Raw genomic sequence first — 2653 nt, forward strand, 5'->3', positions numbered from 1 at the left:
CAGAGTCATATGTGTATAAGAGACATATATATAATTTATATTTTGATAATTTTTGGACTTGCATTTATATTGCAATCTTATGTTTTTTCAAGAGTTGTCGTGTCGGGTCCTTCTATGCAACCGACATTTAATAATAATGATGTAATATTTATAGAAAAAGTGAGTACAGAAATTGGCTACATAAATAGAGGTGAAATTATTGTATTTAATTCACATCGTGAAAGCAATAGTAACTATATAAAAAGAGTAATAGGCATAGCTGGAGATAAGATTAGAATAAAAAATTCAAAGGTCTATTTAAATGGAAAGCTTCTTTCAGAAGATTATCTCCCGAAGGGTACAGATACTGAATCCAATTCTATTAATACAGAGTATATTGTACCTAATGGGTATGTTTTTGTACTTGGTGATAACAGAGGTAATAGCACTGACAGTAGGATACTTGGGCCTATAAGTGTAAGAGATATAACAGGACATGTTGTTATAAGAATTTATCCATTTAGTGAAATAAAGATATTTTAGTCTTAAAGTTATAATGTTTATAATTATAACTTTAAGATTATAAATTTACATTATAGAGTTAAAAAGTTTACTTTTTAACTCTATTTAAAATACATCAGTCGAGTAATTATAATGGCTGTCAGTGTTTGTCTCCCACTTTATTGACTTAGCTTCAAAAAAGTGTAAATTATTTTTTATACTGGAAGATACATGAAATATGATATTTTATCTTTAGTGGATGTTTGAAAATCTATATTCCTTTCATGATATGCATCACCTGCATATTCATCGCCTTGGTTATCACATACGTATGCATAGTGAAAATCCTTAGGATCTACCCATTTCATAAAAGTATAAGTGTGAGTTGGCCCATTTCCATATCCTATTGTAAAACATATATCGCCAGGTAGTAAAAGAGACAAATCTGAAGATTTTACCCACCCCATACCTAAAAGTACATTAGTTAAAGTAGCAGTATTTGCTGTACTATTTGGTACATTCACACCGACACTTCTCAGGGCTTCACTTTGGTAGAATGCACAATTGTTGCTATATGGATCATCACCGTAACCTTGAGCTGCATGTATTTGTATGGCTCTTGTCAAAACAGCATTCCTGTTTGTATAGTTTATGAGGTAATTATACAATTTAACACCTATGCTTGATTGAGTTCTCTTGCCGTTTGATATAGTATTTGCTGATTGAAGCGGTTTTACAGTCAAGTTTAATGTTACAGTTCCATAATCTTTAACAGTACCATTAAAAGTGTAGTTTCCAGCTACATTTATATTGACAGAGGACTTGTCCCAGGAAACGCTTACCTGAGAGGTTGTACCATCTGACATAACTGCAGTCACTTTATCAGGTAGAGTAAAACTATCTCCCTGGCTTATAGTTTTAGTTATATTGCTTATTGAAGATATAATTGCAGCAGTTTTAAAATTAAGAACAGTAGGGTTTGAAAGCTGTCTCCCAAATTTTGAAACTATATCCTGTGATATAGATAAAGAGTATTCTGTTTGAGGATCCAACTTCACAGAGGATGTTACTGTAATAGTCTCACATAATTTATCAGCGGTCATCTCAATTGGAATTTCTTCACCAGTTTTTACATTGGTTAATTTTATTTTATCAGTTAATGTATTAATATCAACAGGTTCACTAAATTTTATGTTCCATGACTTAGTTACAGCTACATTATCCCTCGTAATAACATTGTCAATTGTTTTAGCACTCAAGTTTTCTGAAGTAGCCTTTTGCGCTTTATTTGTAACTGTTGTTTGAGAGTTATCATTAGTATTGACGCTAATATTACTGTTAGCATATGTATTTTGAGATGTATTATCTACATTTGAAACGTTCTTTAAAATGCTTGTATTGTTATCTGCGGACTTATTTTGTTGTACTTGTGTAATTGAAGATTCCACAGAAGACTTGTCCACTGTATTGGATGCCGCAAATACTGTACTATGCACCGGTATTTGTGTAAGTGCATATATTCCACAAAGCATTATAAAATTTTTTGTGAAGTTTTTCATATTAGACCTTCCTTCCATTTTCTTGTCACATATTTAGTTTAATCTTTTTTTGGATTTATTTCAACAGGTTATCTATAAAGAGGATAATTTGGGATAATAATAAATATGTATAACATAAAGAAATTACATTTTCACAAGTTATTGGCACAATCCGGATATTTTGATAAAAATAACGAATAAATTGATATCTTATGGATATACTATTCACAGAGTATTTCATTTAAATTATTTTTTTATGGTCTCCTTAATAAAAGCTCCGGTTAGATTAGGCTGGAGCTTTTATGTAAAAAAATAAAACCCCGGTTTCCCGGGGCAATGACTATTACTACTTTATCTATGCTGTACTTGAGTAATTGGTTTTGGTGCTGCTTTATGCCCTACTTTTGGTGCCACTTTATGCTTTGACTTATTTATTGGTTTTACTACTGTCTTGCGAACTGGTTTGGGTGCTGCTTTACGTACCACCTTATGGACTGCTACAGGTGCCTTAGAAGGACACGCTTGAACCGTTGTAGCAAATCCTGTACTTAAAAATAATGGTGCAATAACCATAGCAGCTGATATTACTTTGTATTTCATCTTTAACATTTTCTTGTACCTCCTGAATTAAATTA

The 2653-nt window shown here is 31.7% G+C and carries 3 protein-coding genes; 1 reads left to right on the forward strand and 2 read right to left on the reverse strand.

The features are described 5' to 3' along the window. The first annotated feature begins 9 nt into the window (after nt 1-9). Entirely contained in the window at nt 10-522 is a 513-nt protein-coding gene (gene lepB / locus J5G60_RS17795; protein WP_207876602.1) for a signal peptidase I, read from the forward strand. A 173-nt stretch (nt 523-695) separates the two neighbouring features. Here lepB and J5G60_RS17800 read toward each other — a convergent pair whose 3' ends face one another. Both J5G60_RS17800 and J5G60_RS17805 read right to left on the reverse strand, forming a co-directional pair. Next, a complete protein-coding gene (locus J5G60_RS17800) occupies nt 696-2039 on the reverse strand; it encodes an Ig-like domain-containing protein (RefSeq protein WP_150359031.1) in 1344 nt (447 codons plus the stop codon). 330 nt (nt 2040-2369) lie between these two features. Beyond that, nucleotides 2370-2627: a hypothetical protein gene (locus J5G60_RS17805; RefSeq protein WP_150359030.1), complete on the reverse strand. Its 258-nt coding sequence runs from the start codon at nt 2625-2627 to the stop codon at nt 2370-2372. Between the last annotated feature and the right edge of the window lie 26 nt (nt 2628-2653).

This window comes from Clostridium sp. HV4-5-A1G (assembly GCF_900184915.1).
In the GTDB taxonomy this organism is placed as follows: Bacteria; Bacillota; Clostridia; order Clostridiales; family Clostridiaceae; genus Clostridium_B; species Clostridium_B aromativorans.

What these genes read in the sequence shown, in the direction of transcription:
- lepB (WP_207876602.1), top strand. Translation starts at nt 10, where the DNA reads ATGTGTATAAGAGACATATATATAATTTATATTTTGATAATTTTTGGA.
- J5G60_RS17800 (WP_150359031.1), bottom strand. Translation starts at nt 2,039, where the DNA reads ATGAAAAACTTCACAAAAAATTTTATAATGCTTTGTGGAATATATGCA.
- J5G60_RS17805 (WP_150359030.1), bottom strand. Translation starts at nt 2,627, where the DNA reads ATGTTAAAGATGAAATACAAAGTAATATCAGCTGCTATGGTTATTGCA.